Origin of the sequence: Paraburkholderia haematera, assembly GCF_905220975.1 — a bacterium.
Classification (GTDB): Bacteria; Pseudomonadota; Gammaproteobacteria; order Burkholderiales; family Burkholderiaceae; genus Paraburkholderia; species Paraburkholderia haematera.
Window position 1 is genome coordinate 16961 of record NZ_CAJNBK010000022.1, and the last position, 19833, is coordinate 36793.

General features: G+C 60.4%; 20 protein-coding genes. 1 reads left to right on the plus strand and 19 read right to left on the minus strand.

The features are described 5' to 3' along the window. Positions 1–23: 23 nt before the first annotated feature. From KHO23_RS27270 to KHO23_RS27315, 10 genes are all read right to left on the minus strand, one after another. Positions 24–1313, minus strand: a complete 1290-nt coding sequence (locus tag KHO23_RS27270) for an MFS transporter (protein WP_211614912.1) — start codon at positions 1311–1313, stop codon at positions 24–26. Between the two features lie 101 nt (positions 1314–1414). After that, positions 1415–2617: an acetamidase/formamidase family protein gene (locus KHO23_RS27275; protein ID WP_211614913.1), complete on the minus strand. Its 1203-nt coding sequence runs from the start codon at positions 2615–2617 to the stop codon at positions 1415–1417. A gap of 39 nt (positions 2618–2656) precedes the next feature. Next, positions 2657–3181, minus strand: a complete 525-nt coding sequence (locus KHO23_RS27280; protein ID WP_236067009.1) for a GlcG/HbpS family heme-binding protein — start codon at positions 3179–3181, stop codon at positions 2657–2659. A gap of 213 nt (positions 3182–3394) precedes the next feature. Next, positions 3395–3727 carry a hypothetical protein gene (locus KHO23_RS27285; RefSeq protein WP_211614915.1) on the minus strand — a complete coding sequence of 111 codons (333 nt, stop codon included), beginning with the start codon at positions 3725–3727 and terminating at the stop codon, positions 3395–3397. A gap of 177 nt (positions 3728–3904) precedes the next feature. Continuing rightward, on the minus strand, positions 3905–5035 hold the full coding sequence (locus tag KHO23_RS27290) for a YncE family protein (RefSeq protein ID WP_211614918.1): 1131 nt from the start codon (positions 5033–5035) through the stop codon (positions 3905–3907). Positions 5036–5143: 108 nt separating this feature from the next. Further along, on the minus strand, positions 5144–6262 hold the full coding sequence (locus tag KHO23_RS27295) for a porin (protein ID WP_211614921.1): 1119 nt from the start codon (positions 6260–6262) through the stop codon (positions 5144–5146). 646 nt (positions 6263–6908) lie between these two features. Further along, positions 6909–7814: an ABC transporter permease gene (locus KHO23_RS27300; RefSeq protein ID WP_236067010.1), complete on the minus strand. Its 906-nt coding sequence runs from the start codon at positions 7812–7814 to the stop codon at positions 6909–6911. Positions 7815–7912: 98 nt separating this feature from the next. Next, on the minus strand, positions 7913–8791 hold the full coding sequence (locus KHO23_RS27305) for an ABC transporter permease (RefSeq protein ID WP_236067017.1): 879 nt from the start codon (positions 8789–8791) through the stop codon (positions 7913–7915). Between the two features lie 96 nt (positions 8792–8887). Continuing rightward, positions 8888–10399, minus strand: a complete 1512-nt coding sequence (locus KHO23_RS27310) for a sugar ABC transporter ATP-binding protein (protein ID WP_211614930.1) — start codon at positions 10397–10399, stop codon at positions 8888–8890. A gap of 95 nt (positions 10400–10494) precedes the next feature. Then, positions 10495–11493 carry a sugar ABC transporter substrate-binding protein gene (locus tag KHO23_RS27315; RefSeq protein ID WP_236067011.1) on the minus strand — a complete coding sequence of 333 codons (999 nt, stop codon included), beginning with the start codon at positions 11491–11493 and terminating at the stop codon, positions 10495–10497. A gap of 327 nt (positions 11494–11820) precedes the next feature. Here KHO23_RS27315 and KHO23_RS27320 point away from each other — a divergent pair, with 327 nt between their 5' ends. Then, a complete protein-coding gene (locus KHO23_RS27320) occupies positions 11821–12909 on the plus strand; it encodes a LacI family DNA-binding transcriptional regulator (protein ID WP_211614932.1) in 1089 nt (362 codons plus the stop codon). A gap of 18 nt (positions 12910–12927) precedes the next feature. On the opposite strand, the gene KHO23_RS27325 is transcribed toward KHO23_RS27320, so the two are convergent. The 9 genes from KHO23_RS27325 to KHO23_RS27365 form a co-directional block, all read right to left on the minus strand. Then, positions 12928–13695: an AraC family transcriptional regulator gene (locus tag KHO23_RS27325; RefSeq protein ID WP_211614934.1), complete on the minus strand. Its 768-nt coding sequence runs from the start codon at positions 13693–13695 to the stop codon at positions 12928–12930. Positions 13696–13752: 57 nt separating this feature from the next. Continuing rightward, positions 13753–14106, minus strand: coding sequence for a cupin domain-containing protein (locus KHO23_RS27330; RefSeq protein WP_211614937.1), 354 nt, complete (start codon positions 14104–14106; stop codon positions 13753–13755). Next, positions 14103–15080: a quinone oxidoreductase family protein gene (locus KHO23_RS27335; RefSeq protein ID WP_211614940.1), complete on the minus strand. Its 978-nt coding sequence runs from the start codon at positions 15078–15080 to the stop codon at positions 14103–14105. The genes KHO23_RS27330 and KHO23_RS27335 overlap by 4 nt, the downstream gene beginning before the upstream one ends. Before the next feature lie 10 nt (positions 15081–15090). Next, positions 15091–15630: a gamma carbonic anhydrase family protein gene (locus KHO23_RS27340; protein ID WP_211614942.1), complete on the minus strand. Its 540-nt coding sequence runs from the start codon at positions 15628–15630 to the stop codon at positions 15091–15093. Further along, on the minus strand, positions 15627–16508 hold the full coding sequence (locus KHO23_RS27345; protein WP_211614944.1) for a BKACE family enzyme: 882 nt from the start codon (positions 16506–16508) through the stop codon (positions 15627–15629). Before KHO23_RS27345 ends, KHO23_RS27340 begins: the two co-directional genes overlap by 4 nt. Before the next feature lie 17 nt (positions 16509–16525). Then, a complete protein-coding gene (locus KHO23_RS27350; RefSeq protein ID WP_211614946.1) occupies positions 16526–17275 on the minus strand; it encodes an SDR family NAD(P)-dependent oxidoreductase in 750 nt (249 codons plus the stop codon). 14 nt (positions 17276–17289) lie between these two features. Further along, positions 17290–18132 carry a dioxygenase family protein gene (locus tag KHO23_RS27355; RefSeq protein WP_211615121.1) on the minus strand — a complete coding sequence of 281 codons (843 nt, stop codon included), beginning with the start codon at positions 18130–18132 and terminating at the stop codon, positions 17290–17292. A gap of 235 nt (positions 18133–18367) precedes the next feature. Beyond that, positions 18368–18721 (minus strand): Rieske (2Fe-2S) protein, encoded by a 354-nt coding sequence (locus KHO23_RS27360; RefSeq protein WP_211614949.1) that lies wholly within the window; start codon positions 18719–18721, stop codon positions 18368–18370. Between the two features lie 8 nt (positions 18722–18729). Continuing rightward, positions 18730–19824 carry a branched-chain amino acid ABC transporter permease gene (locus KHO23_RS27365; protein ID WP_236067012.1) on the minus strand — a complete coding sequence of 365 codons (1095 nt, stop codon included), beginning with the start codon at positions 19822–19824 and terminating at the stop codon, positions 18730–18732. Positions 19825–19833: the final 9 nt, after the last annotated feature.

Below are 19833 nucleotides of genomic sequence, written 5' to 3' on the forward strand. Positions count from 1 at the left end.
AGAAAAGCTCGACGTGGCGAGACTCAGTGCTCCACCACGGCACGATCGGGAAACTTTTGCGCCGCTCTGCGGCCGATCAACGATAGGGCTGCGAGCGCGAAGATCGCAGCACCGGCAGGCACAACGGAGGTGAGGACAATGTCGCGTACCGGCCAGCCGAGCGACAGCAAACCACCGCCAATCGCAGGCCCGACGAAAGAGCCGACCCGCCCGATCGCATGCCCCCAGCCAACCCCGGTTGCGCGAATTTCCGGCGGATAGAAAGCGACGGCGAGCGCGGTCTGCCCCATGATGCCGTTGACCAGACCGGCGCCGATCACGCCGATGAGCAGCAACACGATGCCTGGCGCCACCGCCGCCTGACTAAGCCCGGTAATGCTGAGAATCACCAGCAACAGCCCCACCACCAGCGCCGATTTCACCTTGATCCTGCCGGCGAGCGTCATCATTGCGACAGCCCCGGTCATCAGGATGTTGCCGCTCAGGCCACCGATACTGAAAGCGGCCATGCCGACTGACGCATGCTCTGCCGAGAAGCCGAAATCCACCAGCAGCGTCGGCACCCAGAACAGCAACGCGTAGACGTCCATGAAGATCAGGAACGAAAATAGCCACAGCAGGCACGTGTAGGCACCCAGACCGTTCTCGAACAGCGCCTTGAGCGGGTTTGACGCACGCACGGCGGCGGTATTGGCTATCACCGGGGGGCGCGCCGGGAGGATGCGAAAGAACGCGGGGACCAGCAGGAAAGGCAGGACGCCGCCGGTCACGAAGATAGACTGCCAGCCGAAGTGACTCATCAGCGGGCCGCCCGTCACGCCGCCCGTGACCGCGCCAACGGACATGCCTGTCGTAATGAGCAGGGACGCCGCAACCTTATGCTTCGCGCCAATAATGCCGGCCGCCGCCGTAATCGCAATCGGCAACGCCGCACCCAGACCGATGGCCGCCGCGAGGCGCATGACGGACAAGCTCGCGATATCGCTTGCATACGACGTCAGCAGCGTGCTCCCGGCGAACAGCACCACGCTGGCGACACCCATGTAACGGTGTCCGAAACGTTGAGCGAGTGGACCGGAGATCATGAAGCCAATCGCCGCGCCAATGTTCGTCGCCACGAAAACGGTGGTGAAGAGCGCCGGCGCCAGATGCCATTCATGAGCGAGCTTCGGCACGACAAAGGAGATCGATGTCGTGTTGAAGCCGTCCATCACGATCACCAGGAAGCACACTAGCAAGGCCAGTAGCGGCCTTGCACGGCGTGTTGCGGCCAGCCCGCCCTCTATAGACGGTTTCGGGTCTTTCGCATTCATCGAATCATCTCCTTGCAACACGTGCTCGGGCACGCGACCCGGCCGAAATGCTATAGCCAGGCATCAGGCAACACCTGTTCAACTGTTGCGCCACCATGGCTTCAGGCCCGTATGGACGTTGCGATACGCTCTTGCAGCGCGGCGGAAAAAATGCGCTTCGGCAGCATGCAATGAATTCCCTTGGGCGGAATGGTCGAGTAGACGGTTCCGGTCTGATTGGCGTATTGCGTCACCCGAAAGCTGCCTGCCACGCTATAGATTCCGTAGCAATCTTCCGGTGCAATGCCGGTGGCGGCGGACAGCCAACTGATCATCTGGCGCAGGCAGGCAACCAGTGAATTCTCAAGCGAGTCGGAAAATCCGAAACCGATCCAGTGGTCAGGCGTCTCTGCCATCGGCACTTTCAGTGCGGCGCCCTTGTGCAGGATGTACTGAATGCGCATTTCTTCGAAGGCCGTCTCGATCGAGGTCTGATCGACGTTGCCCTCACCCGAGGCCCCCATGGAGCCGCCCGTCCAAACCCGCGCGCCGTCGACCTGTACCGGCAGGAAGATCGAGGTGTCCACACCCAGCACCGCACAGTCCAGATTGCCGCCGTAATTGCCGGCGAGATTCGCGCTGATGGGTTTCTCGCCGGTCGGTTGCGCGGCGATATACGCCTGAAACGGCTTGAGCGGAATATTGACACCCGGCACATACGCGGCTGCGGTCCTGTCCTTGTCGAATTTCAGATAGCGCAGGTAAGGCTTGAAATCGTGCGGCAATGCGCCGACGCCGGGAGGCGCGGAATTCCAGCCCCAGTCGATCGGGCGCATCTTCACCATGCGGCATTCGACCAGATCGCCCGCCTCGGCGCCAATGATCGAAACGGGCCCAATCAACGAGAAGGGACCGTTGGGGTACTTCTTGCGGATCGGCTCGCGCTCCTTGAAGGTCAGCCCATACTTGGCCTCATTGCCCCAATTGGTCCACGTGCCGTCATACCAGACGGTATCGCCGGACTTGATCGTGACCGCAGTCGGCGCGCTCGGCTCGATCTGCCCGACCTTGACCGTGTCCAGCGAAGGCACGAGCCTGATGGTCTGTCCGGTACGCGAGGCCGCGGCACTCCCCGCCTCCTGCGACGTGCCGCTTTGCGCGCGAACCGCGCCGGACAAACCCAAAGCACCTGCCGCAAACGCACCGAATCCCAGCTTCAGGATCGATCGGCGGCAAGCGTCGGTGGCATCAGATGTCGCGGCAAGCCTGTCGTCCACGGCGCTGGTTGTGGCCGCTGCATCACGTTGTTCTGTTTCGCGTTTCATGAAAATCTTCCCAATTTCGTTTCAATAGGACACGACGTGTCATCGCACAGTCGTTGCACCGATTGCTTCAATTGCACCCTTGACGACCTGATCGTCGATCTCCGAGGGCGCACCACTCGCACCAACCGCACCTAGCAGATGCCCGCCGACAAAGACTGGAAACACACCTCGTGCCGGCAGAAACGGCGCGAAATACCCCGCACCCGAAACATTGCTGTACTCCGAAGGATCGTCCCTGAAACGCTGCTCCAGCGTTGTACCGGACTGGCCACCCAGTGCCACGGAGGCAAAGGCTTTGCCACGGGCGAAATCGACGCTGGCAAAGGGCGCACCGTCCATACGCACAGCCATGATGAGGTGGCCTCCCGGATCGAGTACGGCGAAACTCATCGCGAGATGGCGGCTCTGTGCGGCTGCCGTTGCGATCTCAACAAGCTTCATGGCCTGCTTGATGCTCAGCGAATAGCTTGCAAGCGGGGCTGCGGCCTGCTGCGCCTGAGTCACGTCGGCGGCGCAAACGTTGCTCAGAAATACGAGGCACGCCGAACCAAGGAATGTGGCCAATACGGCCTTGCTTGACCGGGCGGAACGACAGAATCTCAAGCTAGTCTCCTCTTCATGACACCTCGAGCCGCGCTCGATAGATGAAGCTTATGCTGGGGAGCGCGCCTCGCTATAACCAAAGAGATCGCGCGCTTACCAGCAAGTCCGATAATCTTTGATCGGGCTTATCGCTGGGGATGCTGCCCCCAGCGCCGCCCTTGAAGTCGAGCGCTCTTACTGACCCGATCCGGACGCCGGTGCGGCCTGTTTCGATGCCGCTGCTTTACGCTCCGCGTCCATCAGATTCTGCGGATAGTTATCCTGATTGCCCGACTCCCGATAGCCGTTCTTTTCGAGTGCCTTCAACTCGGCGTTCTTCTTTTCCCGGCGTGCTTTGCTCGCAGCCTTACGCTGAGCTTTGGCGATCTGCTTGGGCGTGGAGGCGCTCATGGATGCGGACGCCTGCTCGCCACTAGCCGGTTGTTGAGCCATTGCCGTGGGCGCCTCGACAAGCACCAGACCAAGCGCTACGACGAGTGCAGTTGAAACTGCACGAAACTGGACCATGATTGAGTCTCTTTGAAAGTTGAATGAATGAAGACAGATGAACCGCGATGCCGCAAAGCTTTGTCGTCCGGCGCACGCCTTTCGCGCCGGACGACCGCCGGGCCGCTTGTTGCCTTGCTTATTGCCTTGCTTATAGCGTTGCTTATTGCCTTGCTTTGGCACCGCCAGGTGCGTCGCTTACTGAGTCGCGAATACCGTTACGCCGGCGCCCGCAAACTGCTCCGAATGGCCCGGGCCATGCGGCACAAAGACACGATGCGACTCACCGTCCACCGCTACCGAGTGCGCGCCCATCGTGGTCGGAACAATCGCGACGATGCTGCGCGTAGCGGCGTCGATAATGCCGAGCGCCGGGTCGAACTTCGCCGTCTTGCTGCCAACCTGCGAGACGTTATCCGCCGAACGGTGGCCGGCGGCCAGGAAGTAGCGATTGGACACCGCGTCATACACGACTTCGTCCGCGCCGCCGAACGGCAACTCGGCAACGGTTTTGCCGTTCGTACGGTCGATGATCACCGTGGTCTGCTTGCCACCCTCGTCCGGATCACATCCGACCAACGCATCGTTGCCCGGGCCCATTGCAAGGCCGGTCGGGCCTTCACAACCCTTCAGTGTGAATACGTTCGCAATGACAGGCTTGCCTTCGAGAACCGAGGCGACCGGAATCACATCCACCTCCCCCTTCGGGTTGGCTTTCGTGCCATCGTTGTTCAGTACGAAGTTCTTGCCCTTCGGGTCATATGCGCACGCTTCAAGACCGGTCGAGTCCTTCAACGTGAGTTTGCCGATCACTTCCTGCGTCTCGGTATTGATGAAGGTGGCAAAAGGCGGCTCCTCCGCGCCACTCGAGAACATCACGACATGGTGCTCAGGGTCCAGACAACTCTCGTCGGCGCGGATGCCGGACGAGCTGACGGTAATGGTCTTGACGAGCTTCTTGGTTGCCACGTCGATCACCTTGACCGAGTTGACATCGCCTACGTACACCAGCGACGTGCCCGGCACCGGCGTGACACCGGACGGCCCCGATTTGTCATGGTTAGGCCCAATACCGGCGAAGTTCGCCGAAATCTGGTCGAGCAGCGTGGCCGTTTTCGCGTCGAACACGTCGAGCGTGGCGTTCGCTCCGTCTGCAAGGTAGTACTTGCCGTCCGCCGATGCGCTGATATCGAAGCCAAACGGCTTGGCGCTCGTCACCGGAATATTCGCAACCCATTTGGGTGCGGTCTCCGCCGCGTCGCTCGCCCACGTATAAGCGCCGGCCGCCAACGTACCCGCCAAAGCCAGTCCAAGGTATGTGCGTTTCATGTGTTGACTCCTCCAATCGATCGTTAAAATTTCCAGCCGCAGCTGGGACGGGGAGCACTTCCCCAATTCGGTTATCACGACGCAGACAAACCCGCGTCATATGGGTGCCTAGAAAGCGTGATACATGCCGATACGCACGTCAGCCTGCTGACCCGCCAGCGAGGGCGAGAAGCTTCCGCCGATGACGGCGTCCACACCGGACGAAGCCTTCAGGTAGTCCGAGGAGATATAGACCTGGGTCCGTTTGGACAGCGAATAAAGCGCCGCTGCGGTCACCTGATTCCACGTGTGGCCTTCGAAGCCGGTGTGCTGATAGCCCAGCACCAGCTGCGCGGCGGGTGTGACCTGGTAGGTCGCGCCGGTTTCATAGACATGCATGACCGAGGTCTGGGCCTGGTACTTCAGGACCGTGTCGCTGAAGTCGCCGTAAAGCGTGAAGTCTCCAATCGCGTACGAAGCGCCGATCCCGAACGTTCCCAGAGAGCTGATCTGGAACTCCGGCATCAGATCGGTCGCGGCGTTATCCGCCACGGTGGCGACAGGCACATTGAAGAACGTGTGGACACCAATTTGCGCATAGGGGTCCAGCGTGGGCTTGGCCTGGTACGTGTACGCAGCGCCAGCGGTGAAAGGTCCATTGGCGTATTGCAAACCGGCACTCCAACCGCTTCCGTCGTGGAAGCTTCCCGCCGTATTGCTGAACCCGTACATCGCGCCAAACGTGAAACCGCCCCACACGGGACTCGTGTACTTGATGGAGTTTTTCAGGCGGTCATTGTTGGTGTGATCGAAGTCACCCTGGTGGATCGCGTAGCCGCTGCCGGAAGCGCCCACGTTGAACTGGCCAAAGAAGTCCGCGCTGAAATCGAACTGATTGCCCATTGTCAACGTGCCGTAGTCGGTCTGAAGACCCACCCAGGCTTGCTGACCAAACAAGGTGTTCGGCTGATTGAGCTGACCGTTGTTCAGGTTGAACAGAGTCGACAATTTGAACACGGTCTTGACGCCGCCGCCCATATCTTCGACGCCCGTCAATATCCACAGGTTCGGGAACAGCACACCGCTATCTGCCTTGTAATTGTGGTGACCGCCCTCGTTGTCGACGAACGTGATACCGTCGTCCAGTTTGCCCGCCATCGTGATGCTACTTTGCGCAAAGCTCGCACAGCTCAAACCCGCGCTGCACAACCCCGCACCGATGACCGCAGCAATCAGCCTTCTTTTCATGTCTTCCTCACTCGCTCTAAGTAATGGATTCACTGCCAGCCGCTTCCGAATTCACAGCTCGCTTTTATATATTCGTTGTACGAATCTTTCAGGCAGGAAAGGCGGCCAGATAAAACACACGATACGTCCGCAAGACAGCCGGATCATCCCGGCCATCGCCCTGGCCGGCTTACCGGCTCACCACCACGCCAAATCCTTCCTCAAGCTCAATCTATGCAAACCAAATGCAATCGATTGCATTCTATTCCGCAATCTCCGTTCGTCGAGGAATTTATCGACTCACGTTTTCCCTCGGTGTTTCGTTTGATCAGACGAGATTTATTAAACGATAGATTGCTTAATAGTCCGTACTGATTCAAATGCTTTCAGGAATATGGCGACAATCGATCGTGCCCATTCTCGTGATGCATTCCCGACCGATCTGGCTCGAGGTCGCGCTTGTGTCGACCGGATCGTTATCCAGATAATACGGAACATCGGCTTAAAGACCTTGACCTCGAAGTCTCGCCACTTATCAAAGCGTCCGTTTTCGTGACTAACGCTAGCGGCGGCTGGACCTGGCGGCAACGGCGGCAAAAAGAACCTGCAAGACGAACAACACAATGAGCGACAAACCACCCTGAGGTCGTTTATCGCCCGACTAACGTCAGCCGATCCGCTCTTTTCTGCCCCGTCCGAGCACGTCCGCGAGTACGGCAATGAGCAGAACGGCGCCAACGATCAAGGGTTGCCAGTTTGCGTTAAGGTTCAGGAGGTTCATCCCGTCGATCACGAGCGCAAGAATGAGGCACCCGGACAGCGTGCCCAGCAAACTCCCCGCCCCGCCGAACAGAGATGTGCCACCGATCAAAATGGCCGCGATCACGGGAAGCAGAAGCGGCTCGCCCATGGCTGAATCTGCTGCATTGACCCGCGCGAGATAGATGAGCGCCGCAATCCCGGACATCAAGCCACTGATCGTATAGACCGCAATTTTGCGCCGCCGTACCGGTATGCCTGAAAGCCGCGCAACTTCGCTATTGGCGCCGATCGCATAGATTTCCCGGCCGAAATTGAGTCCTCCCGTCACGATCGTCGCGCCAATGAGCACGAATACCATCATGTAGACAGGCAACGGTATGCCGCCAAGAAATCCTGTGCCCAGCGTTCTGAACCCCGCCGGAAACCCGTAGATTTCGTTACCGCCCATGTAATGGAATGCGAGCCCCTGCACGACCCAAAGCATCCCGTAGGTGGCGAGAAACGGCGGTAGCCGCAGCAACGTCACCGCAAGACCATTGAGCAGCCCGATCAGCGTGCTGCAAGAAAGCGCCATGACGGCCGCCAGAACCGGCGACCCGCCTGTCTTCATGACACCCGCCGCCAGACAGGCCGAGAGCGTAAGATTGGCCGCGATCGAGAGATCAAAGCCGCCGGACAGGATCACCAGCGTGAGCCCCGAGGCAAGCAGGAACATCAGGCTCGCCTGACGCAGAACGTTGAGCAGATTGGGGGTTGCGGAGAACGAAGACGTCGCGAAGGCCAATGCTATCCCGATCAGAACGATCAGCACGGCGCGGTAGATCAGCGTAGCCGTTTCCTCACGAACATGATGACGCACATCCAGTTGACTGACGCGGGACCACGTGAAGCGGGAGTTGTTCGGAATACTCATACTTTCGCTCCATTGACTCTGGACTTGCGCACACTATCGATAACAACAACGAGAAGCACCAGCATCCCGACAGACACCACCTGAAGCGAGGATTCAACGCCAAGGAGATTCAAGGCATTGCGCAAGACGCCGATCGTCAGAACGCCCATGACCGTGCCGAACAACCATCCTTCGCCACGTTCGAACGACGTGCCACCGAGCACCACGGCCGCAATCGCATCGAACTCCATGCCGATCGCCGAGGCGGGTTCGGCTGAATTCATCCGGCCGACCAGCACCAGCGCCGCCAATCCGACCATCAGGCCACCGAAGACATAGATCGCCATATGAAAGGCTTTGGCCTTGATACCGGCGAGAAGCAGCGCATCCCGATTGCCGCCGATGGCGAACACATAGGTGCCGAACCGGGTGTGATACAGCAGCAGATGAGTAAGCGCATAGGCAAGCAGCGCAAAGATCACCGGGAACGGAATGCCGAGAAGGGTCCACGCATAGAGCTGAGCCACGCTGGGGTTCGCGACGACAACCGCGTTGCCGTCCGTCAGCACTAGCGCGACACCGTGGGCAATGCCGAGCGTGCCCAGTGTGACGACAAAGGGCGGAAGCCCCAGTTTCGCGATAAGTGCGCCGTTGAAGAAACCGGTCAGCATCCCCACCGCCACTGAAGCACATAACGCCGGCGCGATGCCCCATCCCAAGCCCAGAGCCTGAGCGAAAACGACCGCACAGAGACTGAGGAGCGCCCCCACGGAGAGGTCGAGCCCCTCGCTCAGGATGACCAGCGTCATCGGCATGGCGATCATGAGCAGGATCGAGACCTGCAGGCCGATGTTGGTGATGTTGCCACTCGATGCAAATCCGGGCACACCGAGCATCGCCGCCACCACGAGTACCGCACTCGCCGCGACAATCGACGGCACAGGTCGCCGCTTTCGTATCACGCTGATTCTTTCAACCGTTGCTTCCATCATTTAACTCCCATGCATCGCCAGGCGAAGAATGTTCTGTTCGCTCAAGTTTTCTCTGGGCAATTCACCCGAGACCACGCCTTCGCGCATGACGTAGGCGCGATCGCAAACGTGAACGATCTCCGTCAATTCAGAACTGATGAGCAGAACGGCGGCACCGTCTTTAATCAGGTTCTCGATCAAGTTGAAAATTTCCGTCTTGGCGCCTATGTCAATGCCGCGCGTCGGTTCATCGAATATGAACAATCGGCATCCGGCACTGAGCCATTTACCAATTACGATCTTCTGCTGATTGCCGCCGCTCAGGACACGGGCACACTTGTTGGGGTCGCCAGGCGCGATCCGCAAGGAATCAATCAGCGCTTTAGTCGCACTCCTTGCTTTCTCCGCCTGATACCACCCTCTCGGAAAGAGTTTCCACAGGCTGGAAGTCAGCAGGTTTTCGTGCACTGAGCGCTTTAGCGCCAGCCCCTCCTGCTTCCGGTTCTCAGGAATCAGGCCCACGCCCATCGCTGCGACTTTGTGAGGACCGCCGGTCACCGCTTCTCCAAAAACGGTGACCTGGCCGGTTTGAATCGGATCCGCGCCGAAGACCGCCCGCACGACCTCTGTGCGCCCCGCGCCGACCAGTCCCGAGAGTCCGACGATCTCGCCGCACCGGACCTGCAGATCGACGCCTCGCACGCCGGTTGTCGTGGTCAGTTGGCGCACGTCGAGCGCGACCTTGCCCGGCTCGCCGAAATATTGGCGCTTGTACACCGTTCCGACTGCGCGGCCAACCATCAACGCGATCAGTTCATCGGGTGTCGCCGCGGTAGCCAGCATCGACTGCACCAGACGGCCGTCACGCAATACCGTGACACGGTCGCCCAGGTCGAACACCTCCTTCATGCGATGGGAGATATAGACAATCGCGACACCGGACTCGCGCAGCTTCCTGACGACACTGAACAGCGCCTCGGCTTCGCGATCCGAAATCGCGGCCGTCGGTTCGTCCATGACCACTACGCGGGCATGGTGCGAGAGCGCCTTTGCGATTTCCACCATCTGCTGTTGCGCGACGCCGAGGTCGGCCGCATAAGCATGGGTATCGTAGGCAAGGCCGAGTTCTTCGAGCGCGGCTCTCGCGTCGAGATGCATCTTGCGATGATCGATCAGGCCAAAGCGATTGCGCGGCTCGCGGCCCAGATAGATGTTCTGCGCAATCGTCAGATGCGGTACGAGGGAGAACTCCTGGAAGATCACCGCAATGCCGAGACGTTTGGCGTCGGCAGGCGACTCGATGGTGATCGGCTGGCCGTTGCTGAAGAACTCGCCGGAGTCGGCTCTGTACGCACCGAACAGGACCTTCATCAAGGACGACTTTCCTGCGCCGTTCTCTCCGAGAAGCATATGCACTTCACCGGCATACAACTGAAGGTCGACGTCAGTCAGGGCGCGCACACCCGGGAAGCTCTTGCAGATTTTGCGCAATTCCAGAAGAGGCACGCCATCGGTCGGAATCGTTGTTTCCATGTTTGCCTTCATTGTGTGACTTGAGCAGCCGCTGGTGATGCCGGCATCCCGTTCGAGCGACATCCGGCACCGCGGCAGCGCGAACGCTTGCCTCGTTAGTTACTCACGACGTCGCCCCACTTCGGACACTGCCGCTTGTCGCCCGGCACTTCGAATGGGGCGTAGTTCGTTTTGTCGATGACAATGCCCTTGATCAGAATGGTCTGCGGAACGGACTCCTTACGCACCGTTCTTACGGCCGCCATCGTGGCAATGCAGCCCATCTTGTAGCCGTTGAATTCGGCGGTCGCGAGCAGCCTGCCGTCCTTGATGGCTTTGACCGACTCCGGCACGCCGCCAATACCCACTACCTTGGTCTGCTTCTGACCCGCTGCCTCCAATGCCTCGATCGCCCCCATCGCCATCACGTCCGCCGCCGCGAGAACACCGTCGATTTTCGGATTCGACTGAATCAGGTTTTCCATCACCTGAAGCGCCTGCAAACGCTGATAGTTCGCAGGCTGGGAGGCGAGCAGCCTGACGTCAGGAAACTCCTCCAGTGCCTTGTGGAAACCGCGTACCCGATCATCGCTCGTGGTGGAACCCTTCACGCCCTCAAGAATGACGACATTGCCTTTCCCGCCCATGCTCTTCAGCAGATAGCGACCGACTTCCAGCCCGAGATTGAAGTCGTCGGCAACAACGACAGAGGCGAACTTGCCGCCCGCGACCCGGTCGTTGTAGTTGACGATCGGGATGCCGATCGCGTTGACCTTCTCGATCGCCGGAACGACGCCATGAGGATTGACACCCATGAACAGCACGACATTGGGTTTTCTGACGCTCACGTCTTCGAGCTCACTGAGCTGCTCGCCAAGATCGTTGGGCCGTGTCGGCGCGTAGTGGGTCACCGAAACGCCGAGGTCTTTGGCTGCCGCGTCAACGCCGGCATGGACGAGCGCGAAATGCGGATCGACCTGATTCTTGTAGAAGGCCGCCACGGTCTCGCCTGTTGCAAAAGCGCTTGAGCTTGCCGCGATGCCCAGTGCGAACGCGCAGGTGGTGAGAAGGTGTTTTTTTGCCAGTCGGCTGGTCAGTTCTGTGGTCAGTTTCAAGGTCGTCTCCGTTTAACAGTTTTTTGGTGGGCCTGAAGCGAGTGCCCGAATCCGGTACGCCGGCCCGAGTGCGGGAATGCATTTCGGGAAGCATGTCCAATCTTGCGCACCACTCATGCAATCGATTGCTTAAAAGCATCTCGATTATTAAGCCGTTGCTGCATCATGCTTGCCGTTCTGGTTCTTTTATCGTGCGACAATCTTTATGCAAACGTATGCATATACTAGCCCGACAGATACCTTTGTCAATTCATTTATGACGCTCTGTGCATAGGGTTTGTACTTGCAACATTGAGAGCAACCCTTTGCACCTATACAATGACTTCCATGGCCAAAACATCAGAATCCCGGGCAACAAACCGCGTCACCATTCGCGAAGTGGCGCTGCATGCGTCTGTCAACGCGTCGACGGTCTCGCGCGCCCTCAATCCCGCAACCCGCCACCTGATCGGCGACGAAGTCGTCCGCCGGGTGCTGGCGTCCGCGAAATCGCTTGGCTACCGGCAGAACAAGCTCGCGTCCGCGCTTCGCGGAGGCCAGTCACGTGTGGTCGGGGTGTGCCTGCCCGATATCGAGAACCCGGTATTCCCGCCAATCGTCTGTGGCATCGAAGAAGAACTCGCTGCCGTTGGCTATGGCGTTCTGATCGCCAACACCGTTGGAACCCTGGAAGACCAGGAACGCATGCTCGAACAGATGCTCGAGCGCCAGGTCGACGGCCTGGTCCTCGCCACCGCGGCCCGTCACGACCCGTTAGTACGCCGTTGCATTCTCGACGGCATACCTGTCGTGCTGGTGAATCGCGCGGAGGAAGGCGGACAGGTGCCGGAAGTCATCAACGACGACTTCCTCTCCATGAAGCTGGCGGTCGATCATCTCGTCAAGCTGGGGCACAAGCGAATTGCCCATCTCGCCGGCCCTGAACGCCTGGCAACCGGACTCTCGCGAATCCAGGGCTTCCAGATGGCGACGCAGCAGCATCGCCTGACCGGAACCGTTATCCTCGAGGCCGCCGAGTTCACGCGTGAAGCAGGTCGCGCGGCCTGCGATCAGCTTCTGAAAGAGCACAGAAGCGTGACCGCGATCATTGCCGCGAATGACCTGATCGCGCTCGGGTGCTACGACGTTTTTGCGGAACAACGTCTCGCCTGCCCTAAGGATATTTCGCTCATCGGTCATAACGACATGCCGCTTCTCGACATGCTCCATCCGCCACTCACCACGTTGCGCATCCAGCACAGGGAAATGGGCCGTCAGGCCGCAAGACTGCTGCTCGGGATGATTGCGGCACCGGGCGCAGCGCCGCACCGCATTACACTCCCCCCCGAACTGATGGTTCGCGGCTCGACCGCCATGCCGCGCAACGCGCCGCTGCGAGCGAGAACATCGAAAACCGCGCCCGCTTCCGCTGAGTGAGCACAGAAGCGCCAGGGTTCAACCTGAAGCGCCGCGTTCAGGCGGTCTAACGTCCTGACGGGCCAGCCATTCGCGCGGCGAATGGCCGATCCGCGATTTAAATAACGTCGAAAACGCGCTCGATGTGAAGCCGAGAGCACGGGCCGTCTCCGCCACGGAAATCCCGTGCACCAGTGCGCACATCGCCGCGCCGACCTGCACCTCCCGGCGCCATCGGCCGACACTGGCACCCAGTTCTTTGGTAAAAATCCGGCTCAAGGTACGGCAACTTACGCCAGCACGGTTTGCTGCATCTTCGAGCGCCACATCGCGGGTTGGATGCATGAGCAGCGACTCGCATAGCGCCGCGACACGGCTTCCCAATGACGGCATACGGACAGCAAAATTCCCTGCCATTTCAGGCATCGCGCGCAGCTCGTCGGCCAATAGCGCCACGACCGCTGCATATGAGCGCTCGACAATCGACCGCTGCGTCGCCGAGAAGATGGCGATCAATACGTCGGAGCAGTTCAGAACGCGCGCCACCGGTACAAAATCGGCACTCAGGCCGGTATCGATTCGAAGCACGCAAATATCGGCTTCGTACACCGCAGAAACGCTATGCGCGACGGCCGGCGGAAGCCAGATACCATGGCCCTGCGTCACGCAGTACGCGCGCCGCCCCGCCGTCATCCACACACCCCCTTGCCGCACATAGATAAAGCAGCCGGCAGTGACGGTTTGGGCGTACCGCTGTTCACCCGCGCCAAGCCGTATATCCGTCGCAACACCGGTGGACTGCATCATGCGCGACCCTTGTGGTCCGCCATGGAAAGCATGCGTACGGTCATCGCTCCCGTCGCCTCATCCACTGTGCTCAGGGTGCAGAAACGGCATTGCAAGCAGAATCTTTGCCGGGTTGCTGGAACGGTTGTGCAGTGCGCGCCGTTCGCCTGGCGCAATACGGCACGAATCGAAGGCCATGAGAACAGCCTCGCCACTTTCGGTTATCACGGTGACTTCGCCTTCCAGCACCACATAATGTTTCTCAACCGGCGACGCGCCCGATGTGGTGTAGCCGCCCTGCTCGATCGTCGAAACACCTAGCCACAGCGATTCTGCCGGTCCGGCTTCATGGCCTTGAAGCCGGACGCACCGCATCGAAAAGTGGTTGGGCGGAAAATATTCGGGTGCCCCTTCAAAGCGGGTGATGTTCATGGCTTGAGCAGAACCCGGTTAGCCGCCCCGCGGAAAACGGCCTGATACGCGAGCGCCGCATCGGAGAGATCGAAGACAAAATCGTCAACGATAGGGAACGGCTTCAACGTGCCACGTTCGAAAGCCGGCAACAACGCGTCGAGAATGAGCGCGCCTTCCGTGCTGTCGAGCGCGAGCGTGTCGATGCCGACATACGTATGCTGCCCCCGATAGAACGTGAAGATGTCAAACGGCACCGGGCGCTCGATCGTGGAGATGAAAATCTGCGTCCCGCGCACCGCCATGGCCTTGTTGGCCTTCTCAAAGTATGGACTGCCAACTGTGTTGTACACAATGTCCGCGCCATGACCATCTGTCAACTGACGAACCACCTCGTCGATGTCTTGCGACGATGCGTCGATCATGGTGACGTCGGCATTTGCATGGCCGATGTACGGTTCACTCTTGCGCTCGACGCCAAACACCTTGGCCCCGGCCTGGGTTGCGAGTTGAATCGCTGCCTGCCCCACCTTTCCGTTTGCACCCAGCACAAGGACCACGTCGCCTTGTTCCACGCCACCCGCCCGTTGCAGCCCTTCGAAGGCGGTAACAAACGGTACGCCGATCGCACCCGCCTCCTCCATGGTCAGATTTTCCGGTTTGACGCGCACGCTGCCCAAGGGCACCGCGAGATAGGCGGCATGCGTGCCGTCACGCCGGATACCGAGTTCGCCGCCGCTGCCCCACACTTCCTTGCCGAGCATCTCCTGCGGCCCCTCGACAACGACGCCGGCGTAATCCCGACCCGGTGTGCGCGGCCACACCGCGTGCGGCATGAAACCCAGCACGGCCTTGACGTCGCTCGGATTCACCGCGGCACTCACCACGCGCACGAGACACTCGGCAAAGTCGACGTCCGGCGCATCTTGCGCGCCAATATGCAGATCGAGCGAATCGATACCGGCGCTCTTTTCCAATACACGAACTGTTTTCATTTTCTATTTCCTAAAAGGTCAAGATGACAGGTCGAGCCGTTCTGTAACGCTCGGCGAGTGCCACGTAGCGGGCAGCCGAGGCTGCCATTCCCTCGAATTCTTCGTCGTTCAGCGTGCGCAGCAAACGCGCCGGATTCCCCGCCCACAACTCACCGGCACCCACCACCTTGCGAGGCGTGAGAACCGCCCCCGCAGCCAGCATGCCGCCTGACCGGATGACGGCTCCATCGAGTACGCGCGCGCCGAACCCGACAAACCCCGTATCTTCAATCGTGCAGGCGTGCAGAATCGCGCCATGGCCAACGGTCACGTCGTCGCCGATGATCACGGACAGACCGTTGGTCGTGCCGTGGATGACCGTGCCGTCCTGGATGTTCGTGCGCATGCCGATCACAATTTCCCGGACGTCGCCGCGCAGCACGCAGTTAAACCAAACAGACGACTGGCGGCCGATGCTCACGTCGCCAACCAGCGTCGTGCCATGGGCGACATAGACGCTCGGATCCACCTTCGGCGCGCCGAATACCGACGCGTCCTGAACCGCGCTCATCGGTTCAGGCCCAGAAGCTCGCGCGCTTCCTGGCTGGTCGCCAGTTCACCGCCCAGCGAATACACGATGTCGCGGGCACGCATGACCAGCTCCGCATTGCTTTCGGCGAGCACACCTTTGGCGATGTAGATGTTGTCTTCGAGTCCGACCCGCACATGGCCGCCCGCCAGCCACGCCTGGGCGACGATCGGGAACTCGAAGCGGCCGACACCGAAGGCCGACCAGACGGCCTCACGGGGCAGCAGATCACGTGCGTAAAGCAGCGTTTCCGGACTGGCCGAAAAGCCGTATTTGACGCCCATCACCAGGGTCCAAAGCCCCGGCCCGTCCAGCACGCCGTCTTTGATCAGGTCCAACGCGAGATGCAGGTCACCGGAGTCGAAAATCTCAAGCTCGGGCTTCACACCCGCCTCGCGGATGACGTTGGCCATGCGCGTGACATTCTTAGGTGTATTGATGACCACGTCGCCGCCGGAGTTCATCGTGTTCAGGTCGAGACTGCAGATGTCCGGCCTGAGCTCGAGAATATGCTCGACGCGCCTTTCCGGCGGCAGCAAGGTGGTGCCTGGCGCCGCGACTCGGGGGTCGGCGTCGCTCGGGATAAAGCGGCCGCCCGGGCCTGTGGTCAGATTGATGATGAGATCGGCATTTACCGCACGGATGCGCTCGATGACTTCCCGGTAAAGCGCCACATCCATCGAGGGCCGCCCCGTTTCGGGATCGCGCACGTGGATGTGAACGGCGGCCGCACCGGCACGCGCCGCCTCGAGCGAGGCGGTCGCGATCTGCGCGGGTGTGATCGGCAGCCCCGGGTGCTGCTCCGGTTTGGTGATATTGCCTGTTACAGCGCAGGTGATGATGGTCTTGCGGGAATGCATATTGAGCCTCGCTGCAACTAGTTCAGGCGACGGCCACCGTCCACGACGATGGTCACCCCAGTGCTGAATGTCAGATGAGTGGCGCAAGCCTCGATAGCCGCCGCGATATCGTCCGTCGTCCCGATGCGGCCGAGCGGCGTGGTAGCAGCCACCTTCTCGTTGAAGTCATCGCCACGGCCGGGAACGAAAGTTGTGTCGACCACCCCCGGGGACACGTTCAGCACGCGAATGCGAGGTGCAAGCGCGCGGCCAAGCGACGCCGCCATCACATCGAGCCCGGCTTTGGCCGCGCAGTAGGCGATGTTGCTGCCGACGCCCGTCGTGCCGGAAATCGATGAAACGTTGACGACGAGGCCGTCCCCCGACGCATCGAGCAATTCACGAAAAGCGCGGATGGCCGCGAATTGCCCGCGCCAGTTGACCTTCAGAATCTCGTCGATCAATTCGTCGGTGAGCGCATTCAGATCGGCATGCTTGACGGGTTGAGTGAAGCCCGCCGTGTTCACGAGAATGTCCGCGCGGCCATACCGGTCGCGCACCAGACCGGCCAGCGCGTTCAGGCGCTCGCTCTCGGTAATGGATGCCAGCGCCGCGCTGTGACCCTCGCCCGGCAATTCGTCGGCCACGCGCTGCGCCCGGGCCAGGTCACGCTGACCTACTACGACGACGCGGGCACCGGCTTTCGCAAGACGATGGGCAGCAGCAGCGCCGATACCGCCGGTTCCGCCCAGGATGACCGCAACCTTCCCTGAAAGTGTGTTGGACACGTAAGACCTCTTCTTTACTTGATGGGGGGAGTTGGGTAGGTCGGCGTTCCTTCGGCAAGGACGAAGTCGTAGTCGAGTGTGTAGTACAGCCTGTCTACGTCCCGCTGCGGCCCCGTGCCGGAATCGTGGCGCTCGAACGTGCCGACAAGGCGGCGGTTGACACCGAACACGACGTCGGAATTCAGGTGCTCCGAGTCGTCGGCAAACACTTGCGAGACCAGGGTTGCGTAGCCTTGCGCGATGATGACGAAGTGCAGATGAGCCGGCCGGAACGGGTGGCGATTCTGCTTTTCAAGCAGCACGCCGACCGGCCCGTCCGTGGGCACCGGGTAGCCCGCAGGACGTACGCTCTTGCAGGTGAACCGCCCCTCGCTGTCGGTATAGAAGTGGCCACGCAGGTTCTTGTCGGGCTGGCTCGAGTCCTGGTTTTCGTACAAGCCGACCGGCGAGGCCTGCCAGACGTCGACTTTGGCGTTGGCGACAGGCTCACCTTGGGTGTTGAGCACGCGGCCGTTCACGAAAAGCGGCGAGCCGGGTGAATTCTCGCAGGCGATGCACTCACCATTCGCGTACTGCGGCGAGTCGCCCCGGTAGAACGGCCCCAACAGTGCGCCCGGCGTGCGGCCGCTTGCGTCCGAGTTGTTCAGCAATGTAACCAGGGTCGAAAGACCCAGCACGTCAGCGAGCAGGACGACTTCATTGTGCTTGTCGTTGCAGGCCAGCCCGACCGCCCTCACGAAATCCAGGCCCTTTTCGAATTCCTCGTCGGTCAGCTTCACCTGCTTCAGGAAAGCATGACCATGCTCCACTAGCGCGTCGAGAATCTCCTTGAGCCGGGGATTATCGGTCTCGCTCATTGCCGCCTTGACAACCGCGGTTATCGAAGCGGGGTCGTCGACGATGTTCTTCAGATGGTTTGAATCTTCCACAGGTCACCTCCGTCAATGCAATCGTTTGCATAGTAAATTGCAAATGTGCCGATGTCAAAGCTTTAAGATGGCATAGTTAACCCTGATTACGCGGGAAATTGGAGTGGCAACGTGTGCGCTAACCGCGCAACCGATTGCATCTTGATGGCTTCTGCCACGCCGTTCAATCGCTATTGAATATTTTTCGTTGCGCGATGCGAATGACGACCGGCGTGAGCGCCGCGCCCTGACACGGGCCGTCGACGCACTGGCCGTCTTCGAAGCGGAACATCGCGCTGTGATGCGCGCACATCAGCAGTTCGGCGTCGTAGGCCCAGAACGTGTTGGGTTCGTAGTTCAGCGGAATCGAAAAATGCGGGCACACATTGCGATAGGCCCAGGCTTCGTCGCCACGGCGTAAGACGACAACGCCTGGCGCACCGGCTTGCCGCGCGGGAATTTCGAGCGCGCCGCCGTCAGGAATGTCGTCGAGCGCGCACAGGTAGACCGCTTGAGGTTCGGGACTCGCCGCGTTCATTGCACACCTCACGCACGATGGGGAGCCGACGGCGTTTCGACGACATCGGTCGAAGCGCCGTTACGCGAAACTTGCTGCACTGCGCCTGTATCGAGAAATACGACGCGCCGGCCCACCGGAAACAGTTGCAAACCGTAGCGGCGCGATACGAAACCCCATAGGCCTTGCGGAAAGAACATCGTCACGACAATGGCAAGCGCACCGAGGCCGATCAGATACCAGGTGCCGAAATCGGACAGGAACTGGTTCAGCACGAAGAAAATCAGTGCGCCGACAATCGGCCCTTCGAGCGTGCCCAGGCCGCCGATCATCACGATAAAAATACCGAATGCGGTCCAGTTCACCGAGAACGCGGCGTCGGGCGAAATGCGCAGATTGCCGACGAAGTACAGGCCGCCGGCCAGCGCCGTACCGCACGCCGATACCAGGTAGACAATCAACCTCGCGCGCTTCACGTCGACACCCTGGCTGCTGGCGGCCACCGCGTTGTCGCGCATCGCGGTCAGTGCGAGGCCGGCCTTCGAGCGCAGGAACAGATACAACAAGCCGATCGCCGCCGCGACAATGGCGAGAGCAAGCCATAGCGTCAGCGATTCGCGCAGCGCACGCGGCACGTCTTGCAGTGCGGTGAGACTGGTGCCGGAGCCGCCGCCGAGCACCGACACGTTCGCCACCGTCAGCCGGAACACTTCCGCAATCACCCATGTGCCGATTGCGAAGTAGCCGCCTTCCAGCCGGAACGCCACCAGCGAGACGGGAATCGCCACGACCGTCGCGATCACGGCCGCAATCGGCACCGCGACGAACGGCGAGATTCCACAATAGTTGGCGAGAATCAGCATCCCATAGCCGCCGATTCCGAAAAACGCCTGCTGACCGATCGACACCATCCCGCCATAGCCCGCCAGCAGATTCCACATCAAGGCGAACACCAGATACGACGCGAGCTGCACGAAGTCGCGCATCGCATCACGCCCGGCCCACCATGGCGCGCTCGCCACCGTCAGCGCCACGATCAGCAACACGACGATCGCCACGCGGCTCGCGCGGGTCGCGCGCCGTACTTCAAAGCCCCCTGCGGGCCCGTTCGATTGCATTGTCATGACGCGCCT